Annotated in this window: 16 protein-coding genes; 8 read left to right on the top strand and 8 right to left on the bottom strand. The window is 56.9% G+C overall.

All coding sequences use genetic code 11. From position 1 onward, the window contains the following. Positions 1-102 precede the first annotated feature (102 nt). A complete protein-coding gene (locus OQ287_RS03335; protein ID WP_265895575.1) occupies positions 103-2,043 on the top strand; it encodes a transglycosylase SLT domain-containing protein in 1,941 nt (646 codons plus the stop codon). Here the strand turns inward: OQ287_RS03335 and OQ287_RS03330 are convergent. From OQ287_RS03330 to OQ287_RS03310, 5 genes are read right to left on the bottom strand one after another with little or no spacing between them, the layout of a single operon-like run. Then, entirely contained in the window at positions 2,040-2,621 is a 582-nt protein-coding gene (locus OQ287_RS03330; protein ID WP_265895574.1) for an exopolysaccharide biosynthesis protein, read from the bottom strand. The genes OQ287_RS03335 and OQ287_RS03330 overlap by 4 nt on opposite strands. Before the next feature lie 50 nt (positions 2,622-2,671). Further along, positions 2,672-3,616: a cation diffusion facilitator family transporter gene (locus OQ287_RS03325; RefSeq protein WP_250936591.1), complete on the bottom strand. Its 945-nt coding sequence runs from the start codon at positions 3,614-3,616 to the stop codon at positions 2,672-2,674. 36 nt (positions 3,617-3,652) lie between these two features. Beyond that, on the bottom strand, positions 3,653-4,078 hold the full coding sequence (locus tag OQ287_RS03320; RefSeq protein ID WP_265895573.1) for an NINE protein: 426 nt from the start codon (positions 4,076-4,078) through the stop codon (positions 3,653-3,655). 12 nt (positions 4,079-4,090) lie between these two features. Beyond that, positions 4,091-4,579, bottom strand: a complete 489-nt coding sequence (locus OQ287_RS03315; protein WP_250936589.1) for a GNAT family N-acetyltransferase — start codon at positions 4,577-4,579, stop codon at positions 4,091-4,093. Then, positions 4,576-5,415 (bottom strand): isopenicillin N synthase family dioxygenase, encoded by an 840-nt coding sequence (locus OQ287_RS03310; RefSeq protein WP_250936588.1) that lies wholly within the window; start codon positions 5,413-5,415, stop codon positions 4,576-4,578. The genes OQ287_RS03315 and OQ287_RS03310 overlap by 4 nt, the downstream gene beginning before the upstream one ends. Positions 5,416-5,643: 228 nt before the next feature. Between OQ287_RS03310 and OQ287_RS03305 the strand changes: the two genes are divergently transcribed. Next, entirely contained in the window at positions 5,644-5,850 is a 207-nt protein-coding gene (locus OQ287_RS03305) for a cold-shock protein (protein ID WP_106477230.1), read from the top strand. A 197-nt stretch (positions 5,851-6,047) separates the two neighbouring features. On the opposite strand, the gene OQ287_RS03300 is transcribed toward OQ287_RS03305, so the two are convergent. The 3 genes from OQ287_RS03300 to yegS form a co-directional block, all read right to left on the bottom strand. Beyond that, positions 6,048-6,485, bottom strand: coding sequence for a hypothetical protein (locus OQ287_RS03300; protein ID WP_265895572.1), 438 nt, complete (start codon positions 6,483-6,485; stop codon positions 6,048-6,050). A 190-nt stretch (positions 6,486-6,675) separates the two neighbouring features. Further along, the gene (locus OQ287_RS03295) at positions 6,676-7,116 is read right to left on the bottom strand and encodes a nucleoside deaminase (protein ID WP_265895571.1); all 441 of its coding nucleotides are present in this window, start codon (positions 7,114-7,116) and stop codon (positions 6,676-6,678) included. Further along, positions 7,113-8,036 (bottom strand): lipid kinase YegS, encoded by a 924-nt coding sequence (gene yegS, locus OQ287_RS03290; protein ID WP_265895570.1) that lies wholly within the window; start codon positions 8,034-8,036, stop codon positions 7,113-7,115. Before yegS ends, OQ287_RS03295 begins: the two co-directional genes overlap by 4 nt. A 262-nt stretch (positions 8,037-8,298) precedes the next feature. Between yegS and bioB the strand changes: the two genes are divergently transcribed. The 6 genes from bioB to OQ287_RS03260 are packed head-to-tail and all read left to right on the top strand — an operon-like array spanning position 8,299 to position 14,061. Further along, positions 8,299-9,339 (top strand): biotin synthase BioB, encoded by a 1,041-nt coding sequence (bioB, locus tag OQ287_RS03285; protein ID WP_250936584.1) that lies wholly within the window; start codon positions 8,299-8,301, stop codon positions 9,337-9,339. Beyond that, the gene (gene bioF, locus OQ287_RS03280; RefSeq protein WP_265895569.1) at positions 9,339-10,517 is read left to right on the top strand and encodes an 8-amino-7-oxononanoate synthase; all 1,179 of its coding nucleotides are present in this window, start codon (positions 9,339-9,341) and stop codon (positions 10,515-10,517) included. Before bioB ends, bioF begins: the two co-directional genes overlap by 1 nt. Next, the gene (locus tag OQ287_RS03275; protein WP_265895568.1) at positions 10,514-11,218 is read left to right on the top strand and encodes an alpha/beta fold hydrolase; all 705 of its coding nucleotides are present in this window, start codon (positions 10,514-10,516) and stop codon (positions 11,216-11,218) included. Before bioF ends, OQ287_RS03275 begins: the two co-directional genes overlap by 4 nt. Then, positions 11,215-12,009 (top strand): methyltransferase domain-containing protein, encoded by a 795-nt coding sequence (locus OQ287_RS03270; protein ID WP_265895567.1) that lies wholly within the window; start codon positions 11,215-11,217, stop codon positions 12,007-12,009. Before OQ287_RS03275 ends, OQ287_RS03270 begins: the two co-directional genes overlap by 4 nt. Beyond that, on the top strand, positions 12,006-12,689 hold the full coding sequence (gene bioD, locus OQ287_RS03265; RefSeq protein ID WP_265895566.1) for a dethiobiotin synthase: 684 nt from the start codon (positions 12,006-12,008) through the stop codon (positions 12,687-12,689). Before OQ287_RS03270 ends, bioD begins: the two co-directional genes overlap by 4 nt. Before the next feature lie 25 nt (positions 12,690-12,714). Continuing rightward, positions 12,715-14,061, top strand: a complete 1,347-nt coding sequence (locus tag OQ287_RS03260; RefSeq protein WP_265895565.1) for an adenosylmethionine--8-amino-7-oxononanoate transaminase — start codon at positions 12,715-12,717, stop codon at positions 14,059-14,061. The last annotated feature ends 31 nt before the right edge of the window (positions 14,062-14,092 follow it).

Genomic DNA, 14,092 nt, shown 5'->3' with positions numbered 1-14,092 from the left:
GCCATGCATCCGGCGTGATCGATAAACCATCACGCTGAATTGATGTCCTTATTACCTGGTAAATTGATCGGTTTCCACGGTCCTACTGCAGGAGAAGCACCGGTGACGTTTTTGACACGACTTTCTGCCGTCTGCCTGACCAGCGCCCTGTGTCTTCTGGCCCTGCCCGAAGCACAGGCCGATGACCAGGCCATGCGACGCGCTCTGGACGCCGCTCGCCATCATCAATGGAGCAGCATCAACCAACAGGGCATCAAGGGCCATGCTCTTGAGGGATATATAGAATATCACCGCATCAAACAACAGCTTCCTGCACTTGCGCCCGACCAGACACTGGCCTTTATCAACAAATACCAGGATTCGCCTCTCAGCGAATGGATGCGTTCCGTGGCCATCGGTGCCTACGGTCGTGCAGGACGCTTTCAGGCCCTGCGTGACATCAGCCTTGCCACGCCCCCGGGGGGGGCCGAACGTCAGTGTTACTTCTATCGGGCCTGGCTGACTCAAAAACCGGACATGGCCGTTGAGGGGGCTCGCACGCTCTGGAATGTAGGACGCTCGCAGGACAATGCCTGTGACCCCCTGTTCAATACGCTTCTGTCCGATGGCCGTCTCAGCCAGCAGGATATCTGGCACCGCCTGACACTTGCCAAGGAGGCCGGCAATGACAGTCTGGCCAATTACCTTGCCGGTCGCCTGAATTCAGGGTGGGAACCGGCCATTACCGCATATCACCAGATTGACCAGTCGCCCGACGCCATTGCCCATCTCTCGGTTGCACGGTTCTCACGCCCGGTAGCCGGCGCACTGTACACCACTGCCTTCCACGCACTGACTCGAAAGGATACTCGCAAGGCTCTGGCCCTTTGGCAGCAGCTGAGCCCGAAGGCCCCGCTGGACAGCAAGCAGCGCCACGACATAGAACACGATCTGGCATTTTATACGCTGGTACGCGGACACACCGATAACATTGCTCAAGTCGATCGGATGCTGCCGCAATTAAGTGACAGCGACCTTTTTGAGCTGCGCGTTCGAGTTGCCCTTGAACAGCGCGCATGGGGACAGGTCAGTCACTGGGTTCAACAGATGGCGCCCGACCAGCGCGATGATGCCCGTTGGCAATACTGGCTGGCCCGCGCTCAACAGCAACTGGGACAACCCAGCCAGGCACTGGAGCATTATCAAAAGGCTGCCGGCCAGCGCAGCTTTTTCGGATTTGCTGCAGCAGATCACCTGGGTGTGCCCTACAGCCTGGAACAGGATGCCCGAGATACACCACCGGCTTCAATGAACAGCATAATGGCCCTGCCGGCCATCCAGCGCATCAATGCACTTGAGCGAATCGGCGAAACAGGCCTGGCCCGCAGCGAATGGAGCTATCTGATTGATCGAAGTGAACCAAACGATGTCTACAAACTGGCCCATTACGCCCTGTCTCGGCAATGGTACGAACTCGCGGTCTTTACCTCGATCAAGACCCGCGAATGGGATGCCCTGCACTGGCGGTTCCCACCGGCTCATGCCAGTGAATTCGGTGCATGGGGGCAAAAGCGTGATGTCAGCCCGTGGCTGTTGATGGGCATAGCCCGACGTGAAAGCGCCTTCAACCCCAGAGCCCAATCGCCTGTCGGCGCACGGGGCCTGATGCAGTTGATGCCGGGAACCGCCGCTCACGTGAGCCGCCAGAAGGGAATCGCCTACGAAGGGGTTGACAGCCTCATGACCCCATCGGTCAATATTGCGCTGGGAAGTGCCTATATCAGCGATATGCTGCATCGCTATAGTGGCAACCGTGTCGCGGCGGTAGCGGCATACAACGCCGGCCCCGGACGAGTGGATCGCTGGCTGATGGGCGGCACCCAGCCCTTTGATCTATTCGTTGAAAGTATTCCGTTCAGGGAAACCCGTGAATATGTTCAGGCGGTGCTGGCCTATCAAGCCATTTTCGAAAGTCTGGCCAAGGGGTCAACCCGGGATGTCGTGATGCTGACCCCACGGGAGCGGCAGGTCGATTACGACCGCTCCATGCTGGTAAACCGTTAGATCATCGTTGCAATCCACACTCCCCCTATCAGGGAGATCACCAGTCCGAGCATGACCGCCGCCCCATCCCGGGCAGCCACACCGACACCAATCAATGTCAGTGTGACTCCCGGGACAGCTGCAGCAAAGGGCAATACTTCCAGAGGTATCATGGCGATCCCCAGCAGCGTTGTGAACGCTGCCAGCACGCGCAGGGCACCATCATCCACGATCCATTCCATTCGCGGCTTGATCAGCCGGTCAACCCTGCGGGTCACCGGCGTCACCTTGTCCATGACCGTTTCCAGCTTGTCCCGACCAAAGGATACCTCGCGAAGCCGTTTGGGCAGCCAGGGAGATGACTTGCCCAGCATCAACTGTATTGAAACCAGTGCAATCATGATCCCGCAGCAGGAAGGTACCCCCGGCACGGCCCCCGTGGGCAGCCATGCAATCAGGGCCGGCAATGTAATCAGGGGCCCAAACCCTCGCCCCTTGAAAATGGAAACGACGTCGCCCAGCGTCACCTCTTTCTTGCGCGCATCCACCTGTTCATCGAGCGCTTCCAGCAACCCTGTCAACTTGATTCGTTCAGCCATGTTCTTCCCTGAAGACTTCGTGAGTAATCCCTTTCCGATCAGCGGGACATTCATTGTCCCGGCTGATGCTCGGCCCGGCCTGAATCTATCCCGCGTGCAGATTCCGCTTCCACGAAAATCCGCTTCACTTCCTCGAACTCTGCCTTGATGGCGCGATCAAGCTTTACTACCACCTGCTCGATCTGCTCGGCAGTGGCCTCACGATCGAATCGAACGCTGATGTTGACCAGGATGAAATCCGGGCCCATGTGCATGGTAAGCACCTCATGAACCGCCTCGATCAGCGGCTCATCGTCCGCCTGACGCCGAATACCTTCGACCACACGCGAGTTGGCACTTTCACCGATCAATAGCCCCTTGGTTTCGATGGCCAGCCAGATTGCCGTACCCGCCAGAATCAGGCCAATGATAATCGAGGCAACCCCGTCAAATACCGGATTTCCCGTCCACTGACTGAGCATGACGCCCAGCAGGGCAATGAAAAGACCCAGCAGGGCTGCCGAATCTTCAAAGACCACCATGAAAAGTGATGGGTCCTTGCCACGCTGCACGGCTTCCACATAGCTCCATTTGCCCTTGGTCTTGCGAAACTGATGCAGAGCGAACGCCCAGGATGCTCCTTCAAACAGGATACCCAGCCCCAGCACAATGTAATTGATCATGGGTGAGCTCATGGGCTCAGGATGCATGACGTGCGCAATCCCCTCATAAAGGGACACCCCGGCACCGATCGAAAAGATCAGCATTGCGACGACAAAGCTCCAGAAATAGACTTCCTTGCCGTAGCCAAACGGAAACTTCGCATCCGCAGGCCGCTTGGCACGCTTCATGCCCAGCAGGAGCAGCCCCTGGTTACCGGTATCCACTACCGAGTGAATGCCTTCCGACAGCATGGCGGAACTGCCGGTAATGCCCGCCGCAATGAATTTGGTAACTGCGATCAGTAGATTGCCGCCCATGGCGGCATAAATCACGGCTTTTGACTCGGAGGCCATGATACGTCCTTGTAATGTAGAAAGATGGAAGAGTGCCTAGTTCAGGCGAGCTGCGCCGGCTATATCGCCATTGATATCAGACACCTGCTGATTGAGGGTCCAGTAATCATACAGGACGCCGATCAGAAACAGACCGCCGGTCAGCAGATACACGATACCAGTCAGGTATTTTCCCATGTAAAACCGGTGCAGGCCGAAAATGCCAGTGAAGGTAAGCAGGATCCAGCTCAGCGAATAATCGACGCGTCCGGTAAGAAAGCGCCGGTTGGCTTCGTTGGACATGGCAGGAATCAGCAAGAGATCCACCAGCCAGCCGATCAGAAAGAACCCCAGGGTAAAAAACCAGAGCGTGCCCGTCAGCTGCTTGCCATAGTAGAAACGATGCGCCCCCATGAACCCGAAAATCCACAGCACGTAGCCGAGAAACAGGTTATGTGAGGGAGTGGAAGATGGCTGTGTCATCAGTAAATTCCGTCAGGTATTGAGTGACCAGGTATGCCCGGGATGCTCTGCCAGAACGCAGCGCATGCCCAGCAGACCGGTATCATCCTCGAAATAATGGCTGACGCGAAACCCCATTCGATAATAAAGACGTCGAGCGGGGTTATCCTCGAATACCTTCAGCCGTGCCTCTTTGGCCCCGCTATTCCATTGCAGGGCCATCCAGTCACGCAATATGCGGGTTCCCAGCCCGGTCCCACGAAGGCCGTCAACCAGGTGAAGTTCACGCAGGTGACTGATCTCACCCTGTAAATCCCAGCCGATGAATCCGTCCTGACGCCCATGGAACTCAATGATACAGGCCTGCATTTCCGGCCACAGCTGCATGAACTTGCGCCGGCTGAAGGCCATTCGTCGCTGACGCCAGTAAGGCGTCATGGTGTGATTGACCAGCGAACAGGCGAATTCAGCATCCTCGGGAGAGACTGCTTCTCGCCAGTACGCCGGCCATGATGCATTCATATAACACCCAGCTCCTTCAGTCGTTCCTTGAGATAGCTGTCAGCAGTATAGCGGTCGGAAAGACGAACATCCGGCCGGGGATGCAAAAAGAGCGGGAGGGAAAGCCTTGCCTTGCGTGCGCTGTCACCTTCGGGATTAACGACGCGATGCGTGGTCGAGGGGAAGTGCCCGCCGGACGCTTCCTGCAGCATATCTCCGACATTGATGATCAACTGACCCGGGTCACAGGGCACAGCCATCCACTCACCGTCTCGCCCCATTACTTCAAGGCCGGGTTCGTTGGCTGCCGGCAACAGGGTAATAAGGTTAATGTCTTCGTGCGCGGCGGCGCGAACGGCATCAACAGGTGTCTCTGCCGCCATGGGAGGGTAATAAAGGATCCGGAGCAGTGTTTGCTGGCTGTCGGCAATCATGTCGGACAGCGGCTCACTGAAATCCTTCGCAATCTGCGCCGGGCTGTATCTCTCGATCCAGGACAGTAATTCACCGGCCAGGGCATTTGCCTGCCGGTAATAGCACCGAATGTCTTCTTCAAGCGCATCGGGGACCTTGCCCCAGGGGTATACGTGGTAATACTCCTTCAGATCCTTCTGGGATGCCCCCTTCGCCGTTTCGGATACATCGGCAGGAAAATAGCCATCCTGCGTCTTCGGATCAAAACGCCACTGCTGCTTCTCTTCGGAATCAAAGAATGCAGCCCACTGCTCATAGATACGCTCCACGAGCGCCATATCAATCGGATGATTTCGAATGACACCAAAACCGGTTTCCTTCAATGACGCCACGAAATCTTCAGCGGCGCCGTCCTTTTTATAATCTACATTTTGTACCGGCATAGTGTGCTCCACTTTTAATTTAAGCGACGCTTTATACTAACGCAGTGAACGCCAAAAATAAGCTTGACGAGGTAATCCGACTGTCGCATTCTGAAATTGCAGGTTTGCAGGAACAATATCGATCACGGTGAACGGTAATCCATTCAAACGTGATATGTACCTGGCAGGCCCAGCGCATTAACGAGCTACGGCTCGATTAGTCTCTAGCAAGTCAGAAAGGAAATAGACATGGCAACTGGTACTGTCAAATGGTTCAACGACACCAAAGGCTACGGCTTCATTTCTCCGGATGATGGTGGCGATGATCTTTTTGCACACTTCTCCGAAATCCAGGCGGACGGTTTCAAGTCCTTGCAGGATGGTCAGAAGGTGTCCTTCGAAGTGACACAGGGCAAGAAAGGCCTGCAGGCTGCAAATATCAAACTCGTCAACTAAGCGATAGCTTGGCGACAGAAAAGCCCACACATGTGGGCTTTTTTCATGCCTGAAACATCACTGACCAGCCTGCCCCTCAACGTTACCGGCGAACTATCCTCAATAACCAACGAGGGCAACGGGCCTGTCCCACACACGAAAAACCCCCGCCGAAGCGAGGGTTCCTGGAACGCGGCGCAAGGCACCACACCGACATATTACTGAGTCTGAGTGTCAGTATCATTCATCTGTTCGGCGTTTTCGGCACCACTCATGGTGGCAGAAGAATGCGTTTCATCGCCTGCCATGGAGCCGTCGTCAGCGGACATGCCATCTTCCTTCATGCCATGCTTGTCATCCATGTCATGGTCTTCCTGCATGCCATCCATGGTGCTGTCTTCGGTGGCATCGGGAACATCAGATGTCATGTCGCCTTCGGTGCTGGAGGAGTCCATGGTGCTGGAATCAGTCGCTGTATCCGCCTTGTCATCCGTCATCTGGGACTGATTCTGCTCTGTAGCAGGCTGGCTTTGCTCGGTGGTGGCCTGGTTCTGCTGCTCGGTGCCCTTGTCTTCATCACCGTTGTCACCACAGGCGCTCAGACCAAGTGCCAGAGCCAGTGCCATGCTTGCTGCTGAAATCTTTTTAATACTCATAATGTCATTCTCTCCATGAAGTGCAAAATATCCTCGCTCCCTGCGACCACCAGAACGTTCCCGGACGACTTTTATTATTAAACCTGCCGGGATAATGCAAAAGTGCCTGAAGTTGTAACACCAGACGACGATATTGTCGAGAAAGTGAATAATGCCGGGTTAAGTATCAGCTCAATTTTCATGTCAGCGATTATTCTTCACCGATGTCTTCATTCCAGATATCGGGTCGCTCGCGAATAAACTCTGTCATCAGTTGAATACACTCGTCATTATCCAGCACATCAAGTACTACGCCCTTCATCTCCAGCGCCTTTTCAGCGCCCATGAAGGTTTGATGCTCACCAATGACCACATGGCCAATACCGTAAAGCTCAATGGCGCCGGAACACATTGGACAAGGAGACAGCGTAGTATAAAGCGTCGATTCCCGATACGTTCGTGCCGGCAGCCGCCCGGCATTTTCAAGCGCGGCCATTTCGGCATGGAGTACGGCGCTTCCCTTCTGGACACGCTGATTATGTCCCCGCCCCAGAATTACACCGTTGTGCACCAGCACGGAGCCGATGGGGACACCACCGGCTTCCCGACCGAGCCGGGCTTCGGCAATGGCTGCGTCCATAAATTCATTCATGAAGGATCCTCCTGGCCTGTATTGCTCGTCAGTAAACGACATGTTTCAGGTAATACAATCCGCAGCGCTGCCTTGTTCACACTGCATTCAAGCGCTTCAAACTCGTGAAACTCACCGTCCAGATTGATTGGTAGTGGATTTGCCGTGGTCTTGAAGGATACCCAGGGCGTCTTGAAATAATGCACAAACCGGCCATGGGGCCCCAGTGCTTCCATTTCACGCACGACAGCTGGAATGTTGCGATAGCCAAACGCGTCGACCACCATCACATCCAGCAAGCCATCATCAATACTGGCCCGTGGCGTTAATTCCTGACTCCCACCGGCCTGGCGCCCGTTACCTATGGCGAGCACCATGGCACGAATGTCCCTGGCACCTCCATCCCATTCCAGCCGCCCCGCATAGGGCTCAAAGCTCCAGAAACGAATCGCACCTACCAGTGAATAGGCCCCGCCGCCCAGCATCTTCTTCAGAAGCGGCGGCGTGGAGGTCGTGATCTTGGCCCCGAATCCACCGGACGCCATATTGAGAAAGACCTTGTCATTGATCTGGCCGACATCCACATCCACGGATTGGCCGCGAATGGCCAGCATCAACGCCTCGTCAGGAGTCAGAGGAACACCGCATCCGGTCGCAAAATCGTTGGCTGTACCCATGGGAATAATCCCCATCTCGGGACGCTCTGCGGCCGGCAGTGCCATAAGCCCTGTAGCAGCTTCGTTAATCGTTCCATCGCCTCCACCTACAATAATGCGCTGAATTCCATCCCGGTGAGCATCAATGACAAACTGCTCAATGTCTCCCCCCTCCCAGGACACGCGCACATCAAGGTCATGCCCCGCATCACGCGCTTCAAAGATTGCCGCACGCAGCTCTTCATTGCCCGATGACTTTCCATTCAATAGTAACCGCAGGGTCATCGGCTCCCCTCCGTTGCCCAGTGCATCCGGTCATGCTCATTCGTCATTACTAGTACCCTGCATGATGCTGTTGAATCACTGTAGCGCGTCATATTCATAGAGACAGCCTTTTTATCCGTTTCGCTCTCCTCGCAGAAAAATCAACAACTCGCGCCAGCTCCCGCCGCAATGATGTTAACCATGAAGAATTTATATGGTTGACAAACGAGACAGCACTTTTAGGATAGCGCTATCCGTGTCTACAAAATAATGAGGAAATGGGATGACTGCCTTGCGCCATGACTGGTCCCGTAACGAGATAAGCGCCCTGCTTGCACTGCCGTTCAACGATTTGCTGTTTCAGGCGCAAACCGTTCACCGTCATTACTTTGATCCGAATGCCATTCAGGTCTCGATGCTGCTCTCGATCAAGACCGGCGCCTGCCCGGAAGACTGCAAGTACTGCCCTCAGTCAGGACACTACGCTACCGGGCTTGAAAAGGAAAAACTGCTCGAAATCGACCGCGTGGAAGCTGATGCCAAACAGGCCATGGCAGCAGGTGCCGGCCGCTTCTGCATGGGAGCAGCCTGGAAGGCCCCGACTCAAAAGGATTTTCCGGCTGTGCTTGAAATGGTGAGACGCGTCAAGGCTCTCGGTCTTGATACCTGCATGACGCTGGGTACCCTGACACCGGAGCAGGCTCAGGCGCTGTCTGATGCCGGCCTTGATTACTACAATCATAACCTGGATACCTCTCCCGAATATTACGGCGAGATCATCACCACCCGCACCTATGCCGACCGGCTGGAGACCCTCGATAACGTTCGCCAGGCCGGCATGAAGGTATGCTGTGGCGGCATTCTGGGCATGGGCGAATCGGAAAACGATCGAGTCGGACTACTTCAGCAGCTGGCCAATCTCCCGACTCATCCGGAAAGCGTTCCCATCAACATGCTGATCCGCATCAAGGGTACTCCCCTTGAAAACGTGGAAGAGCTCGATCCCATCGACTACATCCGCACCATTGCGGTAGCGCGCCTGCTGATGCCGTCATCCTATGTTCGCCTCGCCGCAGGGCGTGAGAACATGAGCGAAGAAATGCAGGCTCTGGCCTTCATGGCCGGTGCCAACTCCATCTTCTATGGTGATCGCCTGCTGACAGCAGCCAATCCTGGCATCAACAAGGATACGGTGCTGTTCGAAAAACTTGGCCTGCATCCGGAACACCGCCATGGCGTCAGTGATGAAGCTCACCAGATCGCAATAGATGATGCACTTCATCATCAGCGTCTGGAGACACTGGCCCATAACGTGGCGGTCTGATGAACGCCCGGCAACGGCTTGCCTTGAGGCTTGAGACACACCGCGCCGACAGACGTGAACGTCTGCATCGCACTCGCCGTGCATCCAGCCAGACCCGGACACGCGTGGATGATCACGACGTACTGGCATTTTGCAGCAACGACTATCTGGGTCTCTCGGATGATCCGCGCCTGGCAACCGCCCTCCATGAGGGCGCCAGACGCTATGGCACAGGCAGTGGCGGCGCGCATTTGATCAGTGGCCACAGCGAGGCCCATGATGCCCTTGAAGAAGCCATTGCTGCACTGTCAGGGCGGCCTCGCACGCTGCTTTTTTCCAGCGGATACCAGGCCAATCTGGCGGCCATCAGTGCTGTAGTGCAGAAAGGGGATCATGTACTTCAGGACCGGCTGAATCATGCCTCCCTCCTGGACGGCGCCGTGCTGGCAGGCGCCCGACTGACACGCTATCAGCACAATGACATTGGTCACCTTGCTCACTGCCTGACGCGAGACCACCCGGTCATGACCATCTGTGACGGGGTGTTCAGCATGGAGGGAGACCAGGCGCCACTCTCGCAGATTGCCCGGGCCTGCCATGAACATGACAGCCTGCTCATGGTGGATGACGCCCATGGTTTCGGCGTAGTGGGAGCCCAGGGCCAGGGCTGCGTTGCAACTGCCGGACTTGGCACGGAGGATGTACCGCTGCTGACCGGCACTCTTGGAAAGGCATTCGGCACCCAGGGCGCATTCATCAGCGGCGATGATGACCTGATCAACGCCCTGACCCAGTTTGCCCGGCCCTACCTCTTTACAACGGGGCTGTCTCCTGCCCTGGCGTGGGCCAGTGTGGCCGCCATTGCCATTGCTCGGGACGAGGGATGGCGCCGTAGCCACCTGAACGCACTGATTGCTTACTTCCATGCTCGCATGGCATCGCTTCCCGAAGCCTCGTTACTGCCTTCGACCACGCCGATACAGTCCATCGTGGTCGGTGATGAAACACGAGTAATGGCGCTGGCGGATGCCCTGTTCGAGCGCGGTATCATGGTCGGTGCCATTCGACCGCCGACAGTGGCGCCGGGCAGTGCTCGCCTGCGCATTACATTGTCAGCGGCACATACCATGGATGATATCGACCAGCTGATGGACCATCTTGCAGTAGTGTGGCCCATGATCATGGCAGGCACCGCATGAACACGGCACTCTATCTGTTACCCGGCTGGCCATTCAGAGCCGAGGTCATGCACCCCTTGGCCCAGGCCCTCCAGACCCACGGATATTCAACCCACTGCCTTGAGCTGCCCTGGCATATCGAGCCGGATGATACCGGATGGCTGGACACTCTGGCCCATCAGCTGCCTGATCACGCCTGGGTACTGGGCTGGTCGCTGGGGGGAATGCTGGCACACGCCCTGGCTCAGCGCCCCGGCACCACCATAGCCCGCGTAATCACGCTGGGCGCCAATGCCCGCTTTACCCAATCCACCGAGTGGCGCAGTGCCCTGCCAGCCGACACACTGCATCATTTCACTCGTCAATTCAGCGATACACCGGACAGGGTAATAAAACGGTTTCTGGCGCTATGTGCTTACCCGCACCGAGGGGCGCCGACCCTCAAGCAGTACCTGTCCACCGCTCCAGCCGCTGAGCTGGCCAGGGGGCTCCACCTGCTTGGCCGGCTGGATAACCGCTCCGACATGACTCACTGCCGCCATGATGCATTTTTTGCAGAGCTTGACGCCCTGGTGCCATCTACCGCCCGTAATGACATGAAACACCTGTATTCCAGCCACTTTCACGGCACACTCATGCCCGGCATGACCCACGCTGATCTGGTCACCAATCCGGCGACGATAGCCTCGATTGCATCGATACTGACTGGAGGAGCATCATGACACCCACGGCCCTTCGACAGCAGATCGGTGACGCGTTTTCGCGTGCTGCCCCCGAGTATCATCGTCACGCTACCCTGCAGCACACCGCCGCGCGTCATCTGGTTGAAATGATGCCTGCGCTCCATGCGGGCAGGATACTCGATATCGGCTGCGGAACCGGCGCCGTATTGAACCATCTGGCTGAGCAGCATCAGGACATCTCACTCTACGGCCTTGATCTGGCAGCCGGCATGCTGAATCAGGCACGCCGGACCTGGTCCGACGACAGCCCCGTCCGCTGGGTACAGGGTAATGCTGAAATGCTGCCACTGGCAGAGCAGGGCATGGATTACGTCACCTCCTGTCTGGCACTACAGTGGTGCGATCTGTCTCTGGCCCTGGCCGAGATCGAACGCGTGCTGAAGCCGGGGGGAACAGCCTTCATCTGCACTCTCCTTCGTGGCTCGTTTCACGAATTCAATCAGGCCTGTCACGCACTGGGCCACCAAAGCCCGATCAATTCCTTCATGTCTTTGGCTGACGTGGAGCGAACCATTGCCATGACCCAGCTTGTCTCTGCCGGAGTGCAACTACGTACGCTGTCAGAACACAGTCACGTCTTTACCGATGCCCTGCGACATTTACGAGGCATAGGTGCCAATACCCGCCTGCAGGGCACCTGCCATCCGCTGCCCGCCAGACGGCTGCAGGCGGTCTGGCAGGAAGCCAGTGGCGGTCAACGCTACACCATCAGCTACCGAGTGGGCTTCCTGCAGTTGACACGCCCCTCGAAGAACAGGACAACGCCATGACATCGGCCTTTTTTGTCACCGGCACGGATACCGATGCCGGCAAGACCACCATCAGCGCGGCACTATTGTACCGCGCGCAACAGCAAGGGTTGTCCACGGCTGCCGGAAAGCCGATCGCCTCCGGGTCGGAACTGACCGCAGCCGGGCTTTCCAACAGTGATACACGCGCGTTGCGAGCACAGTGCTCCCTGCCGTTGACCGAGCAGGACATAACCCCCTGGTGCTTTGCCCCGGCCATCGCCCCCCACGTGGCGGCCACCCAGGCTGATACCCCCCTGCATATAGCCGAACTGGCCCGAGCCATGCAGCGAATACTGAACAAGCGTGCAGACCTGACCCTGATCGAAGGCGCTGGTGGCTGGCGAGTGCCCATCAACGCACAGGAAGATCTTTGCGCGCTGGCTCCGGCACTGAGTCTACCGGTGATTCTGGTCGTCGGCGTCCGGCTCGGCGCCATCAATCACGCCCGGCTGACACTTGAAGCCATCCGGGCCGATGGCCTTGTCTGTGCCGGCTGGGTGGCCAATGGCATTGATCCGATGATGGAGCGCCAGTCAGATACATTGCAGTGCCTTTATCAGTCCCTGGATGCCCCCTGCCTGGGCACGGTGCCCTTCAGCGATAACCCCGAACCACGCCATATCAGCAGTTTCCTGCAACTGCCGTCGGAAATTATCTGAAACACATCGAGTCAGAGAGAACCCCATGACCACGAACCAGCACTGGATGCAGCGCGACCTCGACAGCCTGTGGCACCCCTGCACACAGATGAAGGACCATGAATGGCTGCCGGTGATTCCCATCCGACACGGCAAGGGGCTATGGCTTGAGGACTTTGAAGGCCAGCGTTACCTGGATGCCGTAAGCTCCTGGTGGGTCAACATCTTCGGCCATGCCAACGAGACCATCAATGCCCGCCTCAAGGCTCAGCTTGACTCGCTGGAACACGTTATCCTGTCCGGGTTCACGCATGCCCCGGTCATTGAACTGTCCGAGCGGCTGGGCAGGATTGCGCCCGCAGGGCTGGGCCACTGCTTCTATGCCGACAACGGCTCCTCGGCCACCGAAGTGGCCATGAAGATGAGCTTTCACTACTGGCAAAACAAGGGCCAGCCGGACAAACAGACATTTGTATCGCTCCAAAACGGCTATCATGGTGAAACGCTGGGCGCCCTGTCGGTCAGCCATGTCGGGCTTTACCGTGACACCTACAAGCCGTTACTGCTCGAGGTTGAAGCCATTCCTTCACCGGACTGCTATGGCCTTCCGGAAGATCAGTGGGAAGCACACTCGCGCGCCATGTTCGAACATATGGAAGCCAAGCTCGCCAGGAATCATGACAACATTGCCGCAGTTATCATCGAACCTCTGGTTCAGTGTGCTGGCGGCATGCGCATGTACCACCCCATCTATCTCCGTCTGCTGAGAGAAGCCTGTGACCGCTACAACGTCCACGTCATCTTTGATGAAATTGCCGTAGGCTTCGGCCGGACCGGCACGCTGTTTGCCTGCGAACAGGCCGATGTCAGTCCGGACTACCTGTGCCTGTCAAAGGCCCTGACAGGAGGCTACCTCCCCCTCTCCGTGGTCATGACCACCGACGACATCTACAAGGCGTTCTACGATGATTACGCCACCATGAAAGCCTTCCTGCATTCTCACAGCTATACCGGGAATCCTCTGGCCTGTGCTGCTGCACTGGCAACGCTGGATATCTTCGAGCGTGACGACGTGATCGAGCGCAACAAGGCGCTGAGCGCTCACATGCGCCTGCGCAGCAGAGAGCTTCTGGATCACCCGCACGTGGGCGACGTGCGTCAGCATGGCATGATCGTGGCGATAGAGATGGTCAGGGACAAGGAAACGCTGGAGCCGTTTCCCTTTGAGGAGCGTCGCGGCCTGAAGGTCTATCAGCATGCACTCAGTCGCGGCGCACTGCTTCGTCCACTGGGTAATGTCATCTACTGGATGCCGCCTTATATCATCGAAAAGCACGACATCGACTTTCTGGCCGAGGTCACGCGCGAAGGACTGGAGATCGCTACCGCCTGATGGCCCACGCATAAAAAAACCGCCCGATAAC

This window comes from Larsenimonas rhizosphaerae, from assembly GCF_026240105.1.
Lineage (GTDB): Bacteria > Pseudomonadota > Gammaproteobacteria > Pseudomonadales > Halomonadaceae > Larsenimonas > Larsenimonas rhizosphaerae.
Note: the sequence above shows the minus strand (reverse complement) of the source record. Positions and strands in the feature narration are given on the sequence as shown.